Annotated in this window: 16 protein-coding genes and 2 pseudogenes; 4 read left to right on the forward strand and 14 right to left on the reverse strand. The window is 71.0% G+C overall.

All coding sequences use genetic code 11. The annotated features are described in order from the left end of the window. Window positions 1–158: 158 nt before the first annotated feature. Window positions 159–964, reverse strand: a protein-coding gene (locus FRAQA3DRAFT_RS32785) for an IS5 family transposase (RefSeq protein ID WP_369809406.1) whose coding sequence is annotated in 2 segments (ribosomal slippage) — window positions 159–619 and window positions 619–964 — 807 coding nt in all. Because the reading frame shifts where the segments join, the coding sequence is not laid out codon by codon here. Window positions 965–1016: 52 nt separating this feature from the next. Further along, the gene (locus FRAQA3DRAFT_RS34780) at window positions 1017–1175 is read right to left on the reverse strand and encodes a hypothetical protein (protein WP_157467228.1); all 159 of its coding nucleotides are present in this window, start codon (window positions 1173–1175) and stop codon (window positions 1017–1019) included. 892 nt (window positions 1176–2067) lie between these two features. On the opposite strand from FRAQA3DRAFT_RS34780, the pseudogene FRAQA3DRAFT_RS38575 reads away from it, so the two are divergent. Next, window positions 2068–2217, forward strand: a pseudogene (locus FRAQA3DRAFT_RS38575) (transcriptional regulator); the annotation flags it as partial. 54 nt (window positions 2218–2271) lie between these two features. On the opposite strand, the gene FRAQA3DRAFT_RS31395 reads toward FRAQA3DRAFT_RS38575, so the two are convergent. Together FRAQA3DRAFT_RS31395 and FRAQA3DRAFT_RS38020 are read right to left on the reverse strand one after the other, a co-directional pair. Further along, window positions 2272–2934: an MFS transporter gene (locus tag FRAQA3DRAFT_RS31395; RefSeq protein ID WP_051054227.1), complete on the reverse strand. Its 663-nt coding sequence runs from the start codon at window positions 2932–2934 to the stop codon at window positions 2272–2274. Further along, on the reverse strand, window positions 2876–3262 hold the full coding sequence (locus tag FRAQA3DRAFT_RS38020; RefSeq protein ID WP_051054229.1) for an MFS transporter: 387 nt from the start codon (window positions 3260–3262) through the stop codon (window positions 2876–2878). The genes FRAQA3DRAFT_RS31395 and FRAQA3DRAFT_RS38020 overlap by 59 nt, the downstream gene beginning before the upstream one ends. Window positions 3263–3371: 109 nt before the next feature. On the opposite strand from FRAQA3DRAFT_RS38020, the gene FRAQA3DRAFT_RS09245 reads away from it, so the two are divergent. The 3 genes from FRAQA3DRAFT_RS09245 to FRAQA3DRAFT_RS09255 all read left to right on the forward strand — a co-directional run bounded on the left by FRAQA3DRAFT_RS09245 (window position 3372) and on the right by FRAQA3DRAFT_RS09255 (window position 6105). After that, window positions 3372–4265 (forward strand): LysR family transcriptional regulator, encoded by an 894-nt coding sequence (locus FRAQA3DRAFT_RS09245; protein WP_009738793.1) that lies wholly within the window; start codon window positions 3372–3374, stop codon window positions 4263–4265. 371 nt (window positions 4266–4636) lie between these two features. Then, the gene (locus FRAQA3DRAFT_RS09250; protein ID WP_009738794.1) at window positions 4637–5839 is read left to right on the forward strand and encodes a cytochrome P450; all 1203 of its coding nucleotides are present in this window, start codon (window positions 4637–4639) and stop codon (window positions 5837–5839) included. Window positions 5840–5901: 62 nt separating this feature from the next. Beyond that, window positions 5902–6105, forward strand: coding sequence for a ferredoxin (locus FRAQA3DRAFT_RS09255; protein WP_009738795.1), 204 nt, complete (start codon window positions 5902–5904; stop codon window positions 6103–6105). Between the two features lie 176 nt (window positions 6106–6281). Here the strand turns inward: FRAQA3DRAFT_RS09255 and FRAQA3DRAFT_RS09260 are convergent, their stop codons facing one another. The 10 genes and pseudogenes from FRAQA3DRAFT_RS09260 to FRAQA3DRAFT_RS32795 all read right to left on the reverse strand — a co-directional run. Beyond that, a complete protein-coding gene (locus FRAQA3DRAFT_RS09260; protein ID WP_157467230.1) occupies window positions 6282–7385 on the reverse strand; it encodes an ABC transporter substrate-binding protein in 1104 nt (367 codons plus the stop codon). Between the two features lie 862 nt (window positions 7386–8247). Beyond that, window positions 8248–9162 (reverse strand): hypothetical protein, encoded by a 915-nt coding sequence (locus tag FRAQA3DRAFT_RS09265; protein ID WP_009738797.1) that lies wholly within the window; start codon window positions 9160–9162, stop codon window positions 8248–8250. A gap of 300 nt (window positions 9163–9462) precedes the next feature. Further along, the gene (locus FRAQA3DRAFT_RS09270; protein ID WP_198287055.1) at window positions 9463–10764 is read right to left on the reverse strand and encodes a hypothetical protein; all 1302 of its coding nucleotides are present in this window, start codon (window positions 10762–10764) and stop codon (window positions 9463–9465) included. A gap of 8 nt (window positions 10765–10772) precedes the next feature. Beyond that, window positions 10773–11357 carry a SigE family RNA polymerase sigma factor gene (locus FRAQA3DRAFT_RS09275; protein WP_009738799.1) on the reverse strand — a complete coding sequence of 195 codons (585 nt, stop codon included), beginning with the start codon at window positions 11355–11357 and terminating at the stop codon, window positions 10773–10775. A 395-nt stretch (window positions 11358–11752) separates the two neighbouring features. Next, on the reverse strand, window positions 11753–12631 hold the full coding sequence (locus tag FRAQA3DRAFT_RS09280) for an SAM-dependent methyltransferase (protein WP_009738800.1): 879 nt from the start codon (window positions 12629–12631) through the stop codon (window positions 11753–11755). Window positions 12632–12835: 204 nt separating this feature from the next. Beyond that, window positions 12836–13534 carry a response regulator transcription factor gene (locus tag FRAQA3DRAFT_RS09285; RefSeq protein ID WP_009738801.1) on the reverse strand — a complete coding sequence of 233 codons (699 nt, stop codon included), beginning with the start codon at window positions 13532–13534 and terminating at the stop codon, window positions 12836–12838. Further along, complete coding sequence (locus FRAQA3DRAFT_RS09290) at window positions 13531–14892, reverse strand: histidine kinase (RefSeq protein WP_369809453.1); 1362 nt, start codon at window positions 14890–14892, stop codon at window positions 13531–13533. The genes FRAQA3DRAFT_RS09285 and FRAQA3DRAFT_RS09290 overlap by 4 nt, the downstream gene beginning before the upstream one ends. Window positions 14893–14953: 61 nt before the next feature. Beyond that, complete coding sequence (locus FRAQA3DRAFT_RS09295; protein ID WP_009738803.1) at window positions 14954–15790, reverse strand: ABC transporter permease; 837 nt, start codon at window positions 15788–15790, stop codon at window positions 14954–14956. After that, window positions 15787–16782, reverse strand: a complete 996-nt coding sequence (locus FRAQA3DRAFT_RS09300) for an ATP-binding cassette domain-containing protein (RefSeq protein ID WP_009738804.1) — start codon at window positions 16780–16782, stop codon at window positions 15787–15789. Before FRAQA3DRAFT_RS09300 ends, FRAQA3DRAFT_RS09295 begins: the two co-directional genes overlap by 4 nt. A 322-nt stretch (window positions 16783–17104) precedes the next feature. Then, a pseudogene (locus tag FRAQA3DRAFT_RS32795) lies at window positions 17105–17311 on the reverse strand (DDE-type integrase/transposase/recombinase); the annotation flags it as partial. Window positions 17312–17367 lie beyond the last annotated feature (56 nt).

A 17367-nucleotide genomic window follows, 5' to 3' on the forward strand; every position in this document is an offset into this window, starting at 1 on the left:
ATGCCTCTGTCTCGCTTCATTCCAAATAGCGCACCTTGAATCCTGGCGGCGCCAGCTGGACTTCGTGCTGGCCGGATTCTCCGACCAGCGAACCAGCACGCAAAAACCATCCCCGACCAGCCGGCGGATGACCCGACTCGGGCCATTTAGACCTCGTTTCAGAATGATCCTTGGAGTTGCCGTAGGCAGATGATCGAGCAGGCCAGGCTCAGGAATGCCTGGTGGATGTCGACGCGGCGTTCCCAGCGGGTGCGCAGCCGGCGGAACTGGTGAAGCCAGCCGAGGGTGCGCTCGACAGGCCAGCGTTGCCGGCCCAGGCCGGAGCCATGCGGTGCTCCGCGACGGGCGATGATCGGAGTGATCTGTCTGGCGGTGAGCCTGCGACGGTAGGCATCGTGATCATAGGCGCGGTCCGCGAGCAGGTAGCGGGGCCGGCGGCATGGCCGTCCCCGGCGTCCACGGATCGGGGGGATCGCCTCGACAAGCGGGATGAGCTGAGTGACGTCGTGGCGGTTCCCGCCGGTCACGGTCGCGGCCAGCGGCACCCCGGACGCGTCGGTGATCACATGGTGTTTGCTGCCGGGATGGGCTCGGTTGACCGGGCTCGGACCCGTCGCGCCCCCCCTTTGAGCGCGTGGACGTGGGAGGAGTCCACCAGAGCCCGGTGCAGGTCGAGCCGTCCCGCGGCGTTGAGCTCGGCGAGCAGGTGTTCGTGCAGAGCTGTCCACACCCCGGCCGTGTGCCAGTCCCGCAGCCGGCGCCAGCAGGTCACCCCCGACACCCCGAACAGGCCCGGAGGCAGTTCCCTCCAGGGGACGTCGTTGCGCAGGACCCACAGGATGCCCGCCAGCGCCGCCCGGTCGTCGACCGGCCGACGGCCCGGATAGCGGAACCGCCGCGGTCGGACCGGGACCAGCGGGGCCAGCCGGTCCCACAGTTCATCGGTCAGCACGTCATCAGTCACACAGACAGGACCTACCCCGAGCAGGCCTGATCACTCATTGTGAAACGAGGTCTTAGTGCGTGCCGCGGATCGCGTCGAGTGCGGTCTTGAGATCGTCGGGTGGGGGGTCGGCGGCGGTGATGGTGTGGCCGCCGGCCTCGATCGCGCGCCGGTTGGCGTCAGAGACCATCCCGGCGTCAGAGACCATCCCGGCGTCGGTGAGCAGGCCCACGGTGATCTGTGGCTCGATGCACCGTTCCTTGGAGAACCCGGGCTTGCGGCTCGATCTCGCGCGCCCCCCGAGGCTGCGAGTACACGATCTGCACGGCCCGCGCCCCGGACGCCGTCTTCACCGTCCGCGCCTAGGGAGCCACACCCGACGGAGCAGGACCCGTCCCACCCCCGATTAGTGCGCGCCTCCCCAACCGAAACCGCAGTTCACATCCCCGCAACCGCTACTGGTCTTTAATTCGCCGGGTCGAGCTGGAGGGGAGCCCGTCCGGTTCCGCGGAACACCGTGATCGCAGGTCCGGATCGGGGGCGGGGTTGCGCTCCGGCTGACAGCCGTCCGCGGGCCGGTCCGACACCGCCCTGATCCGCTCGACGGGTACCTCGCCGTCACCCGACCGGCCGTGGAGCCGTCATCATATCCATCGACCGGCATCGCGCATGAAAGAAAAGATCAGTAGCTTTCGCAGATCTTGGCCCAAGTCGGGTTTCAACAGCGGAGAGCTGAGCTCACCTTCCCGATCCCCGTCCGACGCATCACGCGCGCTTTTTCCTCAACGCTCACCACGACAGTCTTCAGCTAACGCAGCTTGAGGTACTTCGAAGCCTCCCCCGCAGGACGACCCGACCGTCGCATGCCGCCTGCAGCTCGGCCCACAGCGTGCGACCGCCAATCTCCGGCACCACCTGACGGCTCAGCGATTCGATGTTGAACGGAGGGTTCCGCATGGCGGTACAGCCACTTGGGGTGGTCGACGCCGACGAGCTCGGCGCCGAGGACGGGGCCGGCTTGGCGGACTTCGTAAGGCGCGGCACGGGTAGCGGCCACCATGGCTCCCTCGTGCGCGGAACATAGATAAAAGTCCGCTAACTCGATAAGTTTATGGGGAAACTAATTCGCTGTCCTGCGCGCCGCCGGGCTGCTCGAACAGGTCGATCAGGGGGCGCGCCGACTCAACCGGCTGCGCCACGATGAGTTCGACGCCCGCGCCCGAGGTCTCCTCGCCCTGGTGCTCACCGAGGACGCGACCACCGCACCGCCGTGAAGGCGGACCGGACGGTCGGCGGGCATCGGCTCAGGTTCCGCGGCGCGGGTGCATCTAGTTGGGCACCTCCACGGACGCCCCGCGTGGGATGGGCGGGTTGTCGTCCTGTCCGGCGGCGTGAGCTTCGGCGGGCCGCATGAGGACGATGACGAGCAGGCCGGCGAGGATGCCGAGCGCCCCGGCGACGGCGAAGGTCGCCTGGACGCCACTCACCGCCGCCCCGTGCGCCGCGCTGTCGAGGAGCTGCCGCCCGGCGGACGGGGCGGTCTGGAGCAGGGCCGGTGTCCCTCCCCCGGCGATGGCGTGGGCGAGCTGTGCCGCGTCCGGGACACCGCGGGCGGACAGGCTGCCCTGCGCGCGGGCGGTGAAGACGCTGCCCGGCACGAGCTGCGGCCATCCGGCCGAGCCGTGGATGAGCGCGTAGGTGGCACCGGCCGCCGCGGCGGTGAAGCTGGCCATGCCCCCGCGGTCCAGCCTGGCGCGGGCCGGTGCGTGCGCGTCGACGAGCGTGGTGGCGCACAGCAGGATGGCGATGACGCTGACCGGCAGGTTGACGAAGAAGATCCAGCGCCAGGACGCACCCTCGGTGAGCAGTCCGCCGAGGATCGGGCCCACCGTGGCCGAGCCGCCCGCCACCGCACCCCAGACGCCGTAGGCGCTACCCCGGTCGCGGCCGGGGTAGGCGCTGTTGAGCAGGGCGAAGGTGGTCGCGAACATGGCCGCCGCCCCTACGCCCTGGACCGCGCGCATGGTGATCATGCATGCCCGGGTCGGGGGCCAGACCACACATCAGCGAGGAGGCCGCGAAGACCGCGAGCCCGCCGATGTAGGCGCGACGGTGCCCGACGAGGTCGGCGATCGAGCCGGCGCCGAGCACCAGCGCGGCCAGCGCGAGGGCGTAGGCGTCGACGACCCACTGCAGCGCCCCGAAGGACGCGCCCAGGTCACCGGCCATGTCGGGCAGGGCGACGTTCACGATGGTGACGTCGATCAGCAGCATGAACGTGCCGAGACAGACGGTCGTCAGTGGCAGCCATTTACGCATGTCGACACCTGTTTCTCCCGGGGGTGGACAACGTCGGTGCGTCCCAGCGTGGCCACCGCCAAATCAGAAGTCCAACAGATGGTTCTACTGAGGACTAGAATCAACGGTCATGGATCTGAGGCAGCTGGAATACTTTGTCGCGGTCGCCGAGGAGCAGAACTTCACCCGGGCGGCCGAACGGGTGCACATCAGCCAGTCCGGGGTCAGCGCCCAGATCCGCCAGCTGGAACGGGAACTCGGCGCCGAGCTGTTCGACCGGTCGGCGCGCATCGTCACCCTCACCGTCGCGGGCAAGGCCGCGCTCGAACACGCCCGCGTCGCCCTCACCGCCGCCGGGGCGGTGAGCCAGGCGGTGGGCGAGGTGACCGGGCTGATCCGCGGCCGGCTCGCCGTCGGCATGGTCACCGGCTGCACCATCACGCCGCTGTTCGACGCCCTCGCCGCCTTTCACCGGTCGCATCCCGGCGTGGAGGTCTCGCTGCTGGAGGACAGCTCCGACCGCCTCGCCGAGGGGGTGCGCGCCGGCGCCCTCGACCTCGCTCTCATCGGAACCGCGACCGCCTCCGTCGAGGGGCTGGACGGGCTGACCGTCGTCAGCGAGCGGCTGGTCGCGGCGGTGCCGCCCGGCCACCCCCTGACGCGGCGGCGCCGGGTCACCCTGCGGGACCTGGAGTCCTACCCGATCGTCTGCATGCCTGCCGGCACCGGCCTGCGCGCCGTGTTCGACCAGGCCTGCGCCGCGCAGCACCGGCGACCGGCGATCGCCCTGCAGGCCAGCGCCGCGGACGCCCTCGCCGACCTCGCCGCCCGCGGGCTCGGGGTCGCGATCCTCAGCACCTCGATGGCCGTCGGGTACCGTGACCGGCTCGCCGCCCGCATCATCGACGACGTCGAGGCACCCGCCATGCTCGCCCTGATCTGGCGCGGCGGACCCGGTCCGGCGGTGCGCGAGGCGCTCGTGCACCTGCGCCGGGCGTTCACCGGGCCGGCGACCCCGGGGTGACGCGTCTTGGCGCCGTCGGCGCCGTCGGCGCAGTCGCCGACGTGACCGGCCGGGACGGAGCGCGAGGTGGCAGATGCCGGCGGCGCGCGGCGGCTCGCCGAGATCGAGAAGCTGACGGCCGCGACCAGACCCGACCGGCACGTCCGATCAATGGCACCGGTGCGATTACCACCAAGGTGTCCCTGGGCAGGAACGGTCGGACCACCGGCAACGCCGGCGGTCTTCGCAGTTCAGCGCGGGATTCCGGCGCCCGGGGAACCGGGGGAGCTCACCTCCGGCAACCCACCCGAACGAAGTGATAGCGAACTTTCACTTCGGTGGTACCGTCGTCGGCGTCACGTTCAGCGCGATCGGCGAAAGGCGGAGAGGTGATGGCCGAAGTATCGGAAATACCACTGCACATGCGGCGCGCGCAGTTCGATCCGATCGAGGAGCTCGCCCAGGTACGCGACAGCGCGGGCATCGCTGCGGTGGTGACGCCTTTCGGCGTTCCCGCCCATCTGGTGAGCCGTTATGACGACGTCCGCGAGGTCCTTTCCGATTCGGCGCGGTTCAGCACCGCCGATCGGCGCGCACTCACGCCCCCCGACGCCGCCGGACTGACCGAGGAGCAGTACGCGCGCGCCCGGGTGGGAAATCTTCTCTCGTACGACCCGCCGGATCACACCCGGCTGCGGCGGATGCTCACGCCGGAATTCACCGTGCGCCGGATGCGCGCTCTCGAGCCGCGGATCGTCGAGATCGTCGAGTCGGCCCTCGACGACGTGGAACGGGCCGGCAAACCCGCCGACCTGGTCTCGACGTTCGCCCTGCCGGTGCCCTCCCTGGTCATCTGCGAGCTGCTCGGCGTGCCGTACGCCGACCGGGCCGCCTTCCAGCGACGCACCGTCGACCAGCTCGACGCCTCCCACCCACCCGAGCGGCGCCTCGCCCTGCAGCAGGCCAGCCGCGAGTACATGGCCACCCTCGTCGCGCGGGCGCGCAGGGACCCGGGCGAGGACATCCTCGGGATGCTCGTGCGGGAGCACGGCGACGACGTGAGCGCCGAGGAACTCGTCGGCATCGCCTCCCTGCTGCTGCTCGCCGGCCACGAGACGACCGCGAACATGCTGGGTCTGGGCACCCTGGCCCTGCTGCGCCACCCCGACCAGCTGGCCATGGTCCGCGACGACCCGGCCCGCGTCGAACCGGCCGTCGAGGAACTGCTGCGCTGGCTGTCCATCGTCCACTCCGGCATCCCGCGCACGGCGACGACGGAGGTGACGATCGCCGGGAACACCATCGCGGCGGGGGAACACATCGTCCTCGCGCTGCCCGGGGCGAACCGAGATCCGGCGCTCGTCGACGATCCGGATCGCCTCGACATCACCCGGGAGCCCACCGGGCACGTCGCATTCGGTCACGGTCTGCATCACTGCCTCGGCGCGCCGCTGGCCCGCCTGGAGCTGCGGATCGCCTACCCTGCGTTGCTGCGGCGCTTCCCCGGCCTCGCGCTCGCCGTGCCGTACGAGCAGATCGCCTTCCGGCCCTACTCGGTGATCCACGGACTGCAGGCGCTGCCCATCACGTGGTGACGCCCCGCGGCCCGCCGGGGCCGCGCCCGGCGGATGAGGATCTTCAGGGAAGGAGAGGAGCCGTGCGGATCGTTGCCGAGCGGGACCGGTGCATCGGCGCCGGGAACTGTGTGATGACGGCGCCGGAGGTCTTCGACCAGGGCGAGGACGGCCTCGTCGCGCCGCTGGTCGACGAGGCCGACCCGGTCGCTCCGGCCAGCGTCGACGCCGCGCGCCGGGCGGTCGCCCGCTGCCCGGCGACGGCGCTGCGCACGCTGGAGGTCTGACCGCAACCACGTCCCGGCCCGGGCGTGCGACGCATCCGCCCGTCCCGCCGGCGGTGGCCCGGCGGGACGGGCAGGTTCCAGGAAGGACGCCGGCGCGCCGCGGAACCGCCGCGCCGGCGCTCTCCGGCTCCAGGTGCGGCTGGTCCCGGCCCCGCCTGCCCGGGCCCCCGCGGCTGCTACCCGTTTCCGCCGATGCGCTGCCCGCACAGCGGCTGCGGGTTGACGACCTCGAAGCGGTCGCCGGTGGGGGCGATGCGCACGAAGTCCGAGCAGCGGTCGAGCTGCCCGTGGTCGGCGGCGAGGTTGATCTTCTGCACCATCATGCCGTCGGCGTCGAAATCGGTGATCGACCGCATGCCGTTCATGAACGATTCCCGGGTCGGGCAGCCCTGCTGGGTCTTCAGGCCGCGGATGAACAGGTCCGCGTTGATGTAGCCGGCGATGGCGCTGTTCTGGCCCGGCGGCTGGATCTCCGGCGAGTAGGCGGTCATCGCCTGCTGGAACCGGCGCTGCGCGGGCAGGTCGCGCTCCAGGGCCGCGAAGGTGAGCTGGGAGTAGGTGCCGGCGAGCTTCTTGCCGTAGGGCGCGAGCAGGCGCGGGTCGTAGCTGACCGCCGAGACCGCGACCTTGATGGGGTGGCCGGCGCTGATGGCGGCGTCGAGCACGCCGGTATAGAGGTCCAGCGGCGAGGCGGCGATGACGACGTCGGCGCCGGCAGCGATGATCTTCCGGGCGACGTCCGTGGCGTTGGTGGAGTCGATGTCGTCCTGGATCACCGGGATGCCCGCGTTCTCCAGGCTCTGCCGGACGCCCGCCGCATACAGCTTGGACGCCTCGGTCAGGAAGGTGACGACCAGCGCCGCCTTGGTGCCGCCCTGCTGGCGCACGAAGTCGGCGAGGGTCGTCGTGCTGCGGCCGGCGTCGGTGATGAAGGTGTAGGTGAACATGTTGTCGTGGTCACCCCACAGCGGCTGGTCGGCCACCCCGACGACGGGAACGTGCTGATCGTCGAGGTACTGGGCCGAGCCCTGGGAGAACGAGGTGTACTGCAGGACGGCGAAGGCTCCCGCGTTCACCAGGGTCCGCGCGCCCTGGAGGTTGCCCCGGAGATCGGACTCGTCGTCCTCCCAGATGTAGTCGATCTTTCGACCGTTGACGCCGCCGGCGGCGTTCTCTGCCGAGAGCCGGGCGGTCACGCCGGCGCGGTAACCCGAGAACTGCGTTCCCATCACCCCGGTGTCGGGATAGAGCAGCCCCACCTTGATGGAGCTGTCGGTCACCCCCGGTGCACAGGTCCCGCTGGCTTGCGAAGTATCCGAGGATCCGCCGGAGCTGCAGGCCGCCAGCATTGTCGCCGCCGCGATCACCACCGCGGCCGACCTCGTCCGCAACACCCGCATGAGCCACCTCTCGACTATTATCGGGGACCGACTGAACCCCCGTGATGACGCCCACTTCCCTGCATTTCCGCCCACCGGTAGACGGCCGATCAAATGGCGTCCGTCACAAAAAAGCGCGAGCTCCAGCGCCACCATTCTTCCGACCGACGGCGATCGGAAGATATCACTCCCACACAACAGTTCGTATGATGCCTATCTCTCGACCAGATTTTCAAATTTCTTCCGGCGGAAGCCTAGCAGGGAAGGCGTACAGGTCGAACAGCTAGGGCGCACCTCGAATCCGTCCGTGCTACCCCTACCAGGCGGCAGGTCACTTGAACGCAATCATTTGCGCGTTGACAGAATCGGGTCGACGAGTGGACTCCACTCCTTCCCGTGTTGATGTGTAGTGCTAGCCCTGAGACGCCGGCCGCGGGGCGCCTTCGCCGGCGACCTGTCACACCGCCCGGGGCGGAGCCAGGCGATGACGATCCGGCGCCGATCGGGTCGCGTCCCGGCCCGGACAGCACCCATCCACGGTTGGCCCGTCACGACACGTGTCACTGTGACGTCCGTCGCGGAGAGTGATCCGCGAGCGAATCCAGGATGCGAGGAGGCTGGCGGCAGGCAGGACACATCGCCCCGGAGGGTCGTCCACGCCGACGACGACCCCCTCATCCCGGGGCACCGGCTCACCCCGGGGCGCCGACTCACCCCGGGGCACTGACTCGCACCGGGGCACTAACGCACTCAGGGCACCGACTTACACCGGGCACATGGGCGGCGGGAGGGCGTGGTCCCGGCGCCCATGTGGCTGCTCGTCGGAGCGCAGATGCGTGCCCAGTCGATCGATCTCGTACCCGTCGGGGTAGACGCTTGAGATCAGGTCGAGGACGACCTGCGGCGCCCGCTTGTCGGTGGCGTCCCGGGCCGCGTGCTCGCGCGTCGCGCGGTGGACCCGTTCCCGGTAGGCGGCGTCGGGATAGTCGTAGCCCAGCGCCGCGACGATGCGCGGATCTGTCAGGCTCATCATGACCTTCTCGACGCGCGGCGCGACGTGTGCCGGCACGAGGGTCGCCAGCAGCCGGAGCGCGGATTCGGCGAGCCGGGAGTTCTGCGGCGCGAACCGCACCTGCCGGGCGAAGTAGTCGTCGCGGAAGGCGACCATCTCCTCGACCGTGGCGGGCACGTCCCGGATGTTCATGTGCAGGGCCTGCACGCGCTCGAACTCGATCACGCCGAGCACCTCGTGCTCGGTGAGCTCACGCCAGCCGTACTCCCGGGCCGCCGTGAGCTGGCCGAGGGTGGTCTCGACCGACACGGCCGTGAAGTCCTCCGCGGTGATTGCGTACTTGCGGTGCATCTCGTTCATCCGACGCAGCGCGTCGCGCCCCCGACCCGGCACGAAACCGTGGGTGAGCATTTCGTGATGGATGAGCATCTGATCCACCAGCCGCTTGCGGTTGCGGAACTCCAGTTCACCGGTGCGGATCAGGATCCGGGTCATGCGGGGCGGCGAGATCGTCGCGAAGAATCCGGTCGCGATCTGCGGCAGCAGGGCCCGCTGGAAGTCGCGGTGAAAAAGATGAGCGATCTCCCGGGCATTCTCGACGGGGTCGAGCGCCAGAATCCTGTCCCGTAACGCGTAGGGGTCCCTGCCGTGGCTGTCTGTGCTCATCGGTCGTCGCCTCCGCTCGTATGCCGGTCGAGCCCCGATCGGGCGATCGCCAGCCCCTACCGGCCTCCCCGGCCCCGCTCATTTAGTACGACACAATCGAGTGGATGTCCAGGCTTCCCCGCCAGGTGGGCGTTGAGCGGACCACCGCAGCGTGCTGGGGCGTGATCCTTGGCGGCAACGGCCGACGGACACGCCGCCGTGGCCGGATCCGCCCTCCCGCAGCTCTGGGCCCTGGCAGGCCGCGGACATCCGTCTGGCCGTGGCGGCACTGCACATGTTCGTCTGCTGTCAGCGGTGCTGTCAGGGCGCCGAGAGCACCCGCAGGCTCGGCGACGCCCCGGGAACCGACCGACCTGCGGGGTTCCAGAGCGCGAGGAAGTCCCCGCCCGCTCCGGCCACGCCGGTCAGACCGGTACCCCAGGACGGCAGCGGGACCCAGGCGCCGGAGGTCTCGTCCAACAGCTGCGGCGTCCCTCCGGCACAGGACGGGAGCGCCACCGCGACTGCCGGTTCGAGCAGCGCCACCACCGACGTCGGACAGATGGTCGCCGTCGGCACGGCAGGACCTGGCAGGGCGACCCACCGGTCGGTCGTCGCGTCGAACCGTGCCGCCCGCGACTGCTCAAAGAGCACCGATACCGCCAGCGGCCCGGCCGCAGTGGCCACCAGGCTCGCGCCGGCGGCAGGCACCGGCGGACCAGCCGCTACGCTCCAGGTACGGGCAGCCGGGTCGAAGACGAGAGTCCGCCCGCTCTCAGGCCCGGACGAATCGTCCTGCGCCCTCGCCCAGACGACCATCCGCTCGCCGGACCAGACAGCGGCCACCGGAACGAGGCTGCCGCCGCCCGGGGCGGGCGGCAGCACCTCCCAGGTGCCTGTTGCAGGGTCGTAGCCGGCGCCGTCGGCACGGATTCGACTCGGTGTACCTGTGTTCGGGGCCGCCCCGACGGTGCCGCCCCAGATCAACAGACGGTCACCGGTCCACACCGCGACCGCCCCGTCGCGGGACTCGATCGGCGCCTGTGGGAGCTTCGACCAGGTCTGCGAAGCGACGTCGAAAGCGAGGCCGCTGGGCGGGTAGGTGGGCCCCTGCGCGGGCGTGCCCCGCGCAGTGTCCTGGCCGCCCCAGAGATACAACGTGGTGTCGGAAGCGGCGGACACGGCGCTGGTCAACGTCGTTGGGCTGGCTGGTCGAGCGGGGCCGAAGGGCTCTCCGGCTGTCCCGGAGACCGAGGCGACGTAGTGCCCGTCGTCGTAGTCGAGGGAGACAAGTGAGTGCCCCACCACGAATGCGCGTACGTCGTTGCCGGACGTGGTCGGGTCGGGTGGCGGGACGTCCCGCCACCGCCAGGAGGTGAGGTCGGGCGACCTGGCCGGTTGGGCGACCACGATCGCGGCGGGAGCCGGGCCGCCGTCGTCGAGCCAGTCCCGGACCGGGCCGGCGAACACCACCGAACCCGCCGCGACGACCGCGACTGCCGCCCCGGCCACGGCGATGCCGCGCCGGCGCCGGGCCCGGCGGACCAGACCGCGCACGTTCTCGGCCAGAGCGGGATCAGCCTCGACGCGATCGGCCGTCCGGTGTAGCAGTGTCTCGATCATCCGGTCGGTCACCTGCGCTCACCCTCCAAGGAGGCTTCGGTGGTCGCGAGCACGCCCCGTAGGGCGGCCAGGCCGCGGCTTGTCTGGCTCTTGACCGTCCCCACCGAACAGTGGAGGAGGTCTGCCGTCTCCGCCTCCGTCAGCGCGGCATAGTGCCGGAGCACCACCGCTGCCCGCTGCCGCGGTGGCAGGCGCCGCAGCGCGGCCAGCAGCAGGTCGCGCTCGTCGACTGTGGCGGTAGCGTCCGCTGCCGCGACGAGGTCGGGAAGCGTGCTTGTCGACCGTTCACGCCAACCACCGAGGCGCCACCAGGAGACGACGGTCGTCACCATGGTTCGACGCACGTACGCTTCGCGGCCCTCGGGGGCGATCCGGTCACCTCGTAACCAGGTCTTGACCAGGGCCGTCTGCACCAGGTCCTCCGCTCGGCCCCGGTCCCCGAGGAGCAGGTAGGCGAACCGGGTCAGGTGCGCGCCGCGCCGGCGCACGAACCCCTCGAAGTCCTCGTCGCCGACGTCCCGGCCGTCCGCATCCCGGCCGCCGTCGTCGCCGTCGCCGCCGTCGAGGAGACGGTGGTCCCGGCCGTCGCCCACCCGTTCACCTCCCGGTCGCCGCGCTCACCCCTCTCATACGCGAGAGCGGTCCGAAAGGTTGCCAAGGACCGGATCGGCAGGAGTGGAGTCGACAAACCCGAAGCCCGAGCTGCTGGTACGGGGGCCGCTTGCGGAGCGCAGATCGCGGCCAGCTCTGAGACGGGGAACACCAGCACGCGACGGCGGTGAGTGCCTCGAACAGCACGAGCGCATACCGGTGGGCGATCGCGGAGGCCTTCCAGCAGGTGAAACAGACCTGCGGACTGGACGACTACCAAGTTCCGTGACTACCGGGCCTGGTACGCCACATCACCTTGTCCATGCTCGCCTACGCCGCCCTGGCCGACCAGGTAGCAGGGGTCGCGTCGCAGCCCGCGAAGGCATGAGTTGCGGTGCTATGCCTTCCGGCCGACGCCACCGTAGGCGCTGACCTGGGCGTCGGTCAGGCCTGCCGGGATTGTGCCGTCCGGGCGCCAGCGGTGCACCAGCTGCACCCCCGGCTCGATCAGGTCCAGACCGGTGAACAGGCCCTCGACCTCGGCCTGGCTGCGTAGCCGGGTGGGAATGCCGCGCTGCCGGTAGGCCTCGGCCGCCGCCGCCACCGCCGGGTCGACGTCGCCGGTGCCGTGGCTGAGGACGAGGTAGCTGCCGGACGGCAACTCGTCGAGCAGCCGGCGCAGGATGCCGTGCGGGTCGTCGGAGTCGGGAATGAAGTGGAAGATGGACATCAGGGACAGGGCGACCGGCCGGCTGAGATCGAGGGTGGCGCGCAGTTCGGGGGCGGCCAGGATGCGCTCGGGGTCGCGCAGGTCGGCGTCGAGGTAGACCGTGGCGCCCTGGGGGCTGCTCGTCAGCAGGGCGCGGGCGTGCGTGAGCACGATCGGGTCGTTGTCGGCGTAGACGACCCGCGCGTCCGGGGCGATGCTCTGGACGGTCTCGTGCAGGTTCGGGGAGGTGGGGATGCCGGTGCCGATGTCGAGGAACTGGCGGATCCCGACCTCGCCGGCCAGGAAGCGCACCACCCGGGTCATGAACGCTCGGCTCGACCGGGCCGCGGTCGCGACGTTCGGGGACGCCGTCAGGGCCTGCTCGGCGGCCTCCCGGTCGGCGGGAAAATTGTCCTTCCCGCCGAGGTAGTAGTCGTACATCCGGGCCGAATGCGGCTGGTCGGTCTTGAGATCCACCGGGCTGCGCTCCTCGACGAGACTCTGCCACCACCGTCCGCCCGCCAGGTCCCGCTCGCCTTCGCCCGTCACCGCGGCCAGCCCCCTCATATCAGGACGAACACCTTGAATCACCCTAACGGCAGCCGCTCCTCGTTCCCCGACGGATGTCTTCACCGACCACGAACCGATTCCGTCCCCCGACGCCGCTAGGCCGACTGGCCAGCCCGTTCGCCCGTGAACACGCAGGCAGCACGCTTCCGGTTGGGTTGCCGCAGTGACCTGCGTGGGCAGCGCCGCGGGTCAGGGCGCCAGTCAGGCCGCTCCCGGCTGGGTGGGCGGCCGGTCGGAGGGGCGTACGAGGCCCGTCTCGTAGGCGAAGACGACCGCCTGGACGCGGTCGCGCAGCTCCAGCTTCGCGAGGATCCGGCCGACATGGGTCTTCACGGTCGCCTCGGACAGCACGAGGTGCGCCGCGATCTCGGCGTTGGAGCGTCCGGCCGCGACCTCGCCCAGCACGACCAGCTCACGGTCGGTGAGCCGGGCCAGGCGGGGATCCGCGGGAGCCTGCGGACTGTCCGGGTCGGGCAGCTTGTGGGCGAAGGTGTCGAGAAGCCGCCGGGTGATGCTCGGCGCGACCACCGCGTCGCCGACCGCCACCGCCCGGATCGCGGACAGCAGATCCGCCGGAGGCACGTCCTTGAGCAGGAAGCCACTGGCACCCGAACGCAGGGCCGCGTAGGCGTACTGGTCGAGATCGAAGGTGGTCAGGATGAGGATCCGGGCCGTCCCGCCGGCGGCGATGATCTGACGGGTCGCCTCGATCCCGTCCATGCCGGGCATCCGGACGTCCATGAGCACGACGTCGGGCGCGAGCTCGGCGGTCAGCCGGATCGCCTCCGCGCCGTCGCCCGCCTCCCCGGCGACGGTCAGATCGGGCTGCGAGTTCAGCACCATCCGGAAGCCCAGGCGCAGCAGCGGTTGGTCGTCCACGAGCAGGACCGAGATGTTCACCCGGCCACCCGCTGCGCCGCGACCCGCCTGGGCGCGGGGCCGCCCGGCGCGGCGCCGGCGGCGGGCGCGACCGGATCGGGATCGGCGAGAAGCCGCGCGTGCACGCGCCAGCCGCCCGTCGGCCGCGGCCCGGCCACCACGATGCCGCCGAAGGCCGCCACCCGTTCCCGCATCCCGACAAGCCCCTGCCCACCAGAACCGCCGGGCCCACCAGAACCGGCGGGCCCACCAGAACCGGCGGGCCCGCTGTGGTGCGGGTCGGTGGTCTGGGTGGCGCGGCGTCCGGCGGCTGCCCGGCCCAGCCCGCCGTCGAGGATCTCGACCTCGACCGCGCCGGCGCCGTACCGCAGCCGGACCTGGGCCGTCGCCGCGGGCCCGCCGTGCTTGAGGGTGTTGGTCAGGGCTTCCTGGACGAGCCGGTAGACGGTGAGCGCGGCGCCGCCGGACAGCACGAGCGGCTCGCCGCTGATCTCCATGGTGACGGGCAGACCGGTCGCCCGGACCTGCTCGACCAGCCGGTCGAGATCAGCGAGGCCGGGCTGCGGCGCGCGGGTGTCCTGCTGGGCGTCGTCCCGGAGGATGCCGAGCAGCCGGCGCATCTCCGCGAGCGCCTCACGGCCGGTGTCGGACACGGCCTGGACCGCCCGGCCGGCCTCGGCGGGGTCGGTATCGAGGGTGAACGCCACGCCGTCCGCGAGGGCGATCATCACGGAGAGGTTGTGGGCGACGACATCGTGCATCTCGCGGGCGATGCGGGCCCGTTCGGCCGCGGCGCCCAGGCGATTCTGCTGGTCGCGTTCGCGTTCGAGGCGGGCCGCGTGGTCCTCCAGGTAGGCCAGCCGCGCGCGGCGCCCACCGATGTTCACCCCGGTCGCGCAGGCCGCGATCACCATGCCGGTGAGGAACACGAAGGCGCTGAACATCTCCTGCACCGGCGGCCCGCCCCAGCGCACCGCCGCCAGCACCACTCCGAGCTCGGTGACGCCGGCGGCGAGCAGCATCCAGCGACGGGGCCGGGACGCGGCGACGGAGTAGAGGGCGATGAGCAACGCCGCGTCGCCCGGCGAGGTCACGTCGAGCAGCCACTGGACGAAGGCGATCGCGGCGAGCAGGGCGAACACTGCGATCGGCCGGGAGCGCCGCCAGATCAGCGGAACCAGCAGCACGGCCGCGAACACCATGCCCAGCGGGTGCCCCTCGGGGTGCAGCACCGCGGCGATCAGCGCCAGCGCCGCGCACGGAAGCACGATCGCCGCGTCGACCCCGGTCGGATGCGCCGCGAGCAGCTGGCGCATCCGGCCGGGGCTGCGCGGGCCGGGCAGATCGTCGACAGCCACGTCATGGGCCACGCGCTCCATTGTGCTCGCGACGACCCGCCCGACGACCCGCCCGAAGCCCCGCGCCGAGGACGCCACGACCCTAGGCGTCCCGTCGCCGCAGCACCACCGCCGCGGCGGCCAGCAGGACCGCCGCGTATCCGCAGAACAGCGCGAAGCCGGTCCAGGGCGCCATCGACGAGGAGTCCCGCACGACGGCGAAAACGGCCTGGCCGGCGCTGCTGGGCAGGTACGGATCAATGTTGTCGTACCAGCTCGACGGAAGGAAGTTGACGATCAACGGAAGGATCAGCAGCACCCCGAACAGGATGGCGATCCCGCCGGCGGTGCTGCGGACCAGCGCGCCGAGAGCGACTCCCAGCAGGGCGACGACCGTCAGGTAGAGACCCCCGCCGACCACGGCGGTGAGGACGCCGGAATGACCGAGCGTGGTCTCGATGTGCTTCGACGACAGCATCGCCTGGCCGCCGAAGAAGGCGACGAACGACGAGACCGTCATCAGCACGAACGTGACGACCGCGAACACGATCGACTTCGCCCACAGCACCGGCAGGCGGTGGGGCACCGCGGTGATCGTCGCGCGGATCATGCCGGTGCCGTACTCGCCGCTGAACATCAGCACGCCGAGCACGCCGATCGCGAGCTGCGCGAGGAACACGCCACTCAGGCTCGTGTTCGTCGGGTCGAAGGTGAGCCGGTCGATCTGCGACGCCTGATCCCAGTGGCTGGCCTGCGCCCAGGAGATGAGAATGCCGAGGGCGACCACGAAGACGATCGCCGCGAGCAGGGAGAACAGAGTCGACCGCAGGGACCGCAGCTTCGTCCATTCCGACAGCAGGACCCGCCGCTGGGTGACCCCGTAGCCGGCCTTCGCCGTCAGCTCGCCGCGCCCCGGTCCGACGCCCGTCAACGTTGTCATGATCTCGCTCCCGCCCCGTGGGTTTCGAGGTGGGCGCCACCCACCGCCTGCGCTGCCCCGTCCCCCGGCTGGTGCGGCAGCGTCGACGCCGAGCCGCCGTGGTATTCGACGGCGTCGTGGGTCAGCGCCATGAACGCCTCCTCCAGCGACGCCTGACGCGGCGTCAGCTCGTGCAACGGGATGCCGGCCGCGGCGGCGACATCACCGATCCGAGCGCTCGGCAGGCCCGACACCTCGAGGACGTCGACTCCGTCCGCGCGGATCGTGACGTCCGCGGACAGCAGCAGATCCCGCAGTTCCGGCGCGCGCGGCGACCGGACGTGCACGACGTTCTCGGAGGCGCCGGCGACGAAGTCCGCGACGGACATGTCCGCGATCAGCCGACCCTGCCCGATGACGACGAGATGCTCGGCCGTGAGCGCCATCTCGCTCATCAGATGGGACGACACCAGCACCGTGCGCCCCTGCGCGGCCAGGTCCTGCAGCAGCGTGCGGATCCAGCGGATGCCCTCCGGGTCGAGGCCGTTGACCGGCTCGTCGAGGATCAGCGTCCCGGGATCCCCGAGCAGCGCCGCGGCGATACCCAACCGCTGCCCCATGCCCAGCGAGAAGCCCCCGGCCCGCTTGCGGGCCACCCCGGCCAGCCCGGCCAGCTCGATGACGTCGCTGACCCGGCGGCGCGGGATGCCGTGGGTCTGGGCGAGGGCCAGCAGGTGGTTGTAGGCCGACCGACCGGTGTGCACCGACCGCGCCTCCAACAACGCACCGACCTCGCACAGCGGCGCCCGGAAATCGCGGTACCGCTGCCCGTTGATCAGGACGCTGCCCTCGCTCGGCTGGTCCAGACCCACGATCATCCGCATCGTCGTGGACTTTCCCGATCCGTTCGGCCCGAGAAAACCGGTGACGATGCCGGGCCGGACCGTGAAACTCAGCTCCGACACGGCGAGCTTCTCGCCGTATCGCTTGGTGAGACCTTGCACCTCGATCATCGCTGATCGCCCATCTCTAGGGATCCAAGTCCAGCAACGGTGCTGAACCTAATCCGCTGGACACGGCAGGACGACGGCCCACAGAGCGATCTATGCGGGCGTCGGTATCCACCTTGCGGCGTACCCGCCTACGCCGTGGGAGGTATCCCGCCCCCGTCCCACGAGCCGGCGGCACCATCCCGCCCCTTCCTCCCGCGATCGACATCCGCGCCGCCGTCCAGGTCCTCGCCCGCCTCCCCCACCGCGGCGCCGTCCCCCGCGCCGATCAGCTCTGTTGCGTTATGCCGAGGCGGGACGTGGCGGGCTCAGGTGGTGCCCCTGATCAGAGGGCGAGGGCGAGTTCGGTGAAGGCAGCCGCGAGCCGCTGGGGAGGCTCGGCGTCGCTGGCGAGTTCGTAGCGGCCGCGGCGGATGTTCTGGACGAAGGCGTGTCCGGAGCCGATCACCTGTGCGGATCGCAGACGTTCGAGGCCCCGCATGGGGCGGAGTCGGGCTTTGAACCTGCCGTGGTCGGCTTCGATCGGGTTGTTCGCGTACCGCTCGTCGATGTGGTGGGCGGCGGGGATGTGCGCGGCGAGGACCCGGC

The organism is Frankia sp. QA3, from assembly GCF_000262465.1.
In the GTDB taxonomy this organism is placed as follows: Bacteria; Actinomycetota; Actinomycetes; order Frankiales; family Frankiaceae; genus Frankia.